Source organism: Lentilactobacillus farraginis DSM 18382 = JCM 14108 (genome assembly GCF_000583655.1).
Classification (GTDB): Bacteria; Bacillota; Bacilli; order Lactobacillales; family Lactobacillaceae; genus Lentilactobacillus; species Lentilactobacillus farraginis.
On the sequence record NZ_BAKI01000126.1, the window covers coordinates 1 to 608 of the forward strand.

Annotated in this window: 1 protein-coding gene; it reads right to left on the reverse strand. The window is 48.0% G+C overall.

Translation table 11 applies throughout. The features are described from left to right. On the reverse strand, nt 1–608 hold a 608-nt coding region (locus JCM14108_RS14010; RefSeq protein ID WP_035181602.1), incomplete at both ends, for an RNA-guided endonuclease InsQ/TnpB family protein.

Sequence of the window (608 nt, forward strand, 5' to 3'; positions counted from 1 at the left end):
TTGGCAATTTTAACCTGATAACGGGCTTTGGTCATTTTGGCCCGTTGCCAATTTTGATAATCATTAAGTTCCATCTTAAGCAATTTATGATGGTGATTCCATTGACGCATCGCAACGGTGGCTTGGTGCTTGCGTCGGCTGAACTTGGCCTGCCACCGTTGGGCTTGCTTTTTCAGCCACTGCGCATTGAACGTGCCATACTTCACCCCATTGGAATCAATCGCTAAATCAGCCACGCCCAAGTCTAAACCGACCTGCTGATTGGTTTTGGGCAGGTCATGAACTTCAGTTTCTACTTGAAGTGAAATATAGTAACGGCCGGTAGATTCGTGGCTAATCGTGTAGCGCTTAATTTTGCCATTGGCCAAGCGGCCCGTCTTGCTGGTCCGAATACTGCCGATTTTCGGTAATTTCAACCGCCGCTTAGCTTCCACAGTGCAGATTGATTGCCCAGTGTAGGCTTGCTTAGCGCTACGGCGGGACTTAAACCGCGGATGGCCACCTCGATGTTGGAATAAATTCTGATAAGCCAGCGCCAGATTATGGTTAACCACCAATAAGCTGGTGGCATCACTTAACTTTAAAAAGGGGTACTCTTTCTTGAGCGG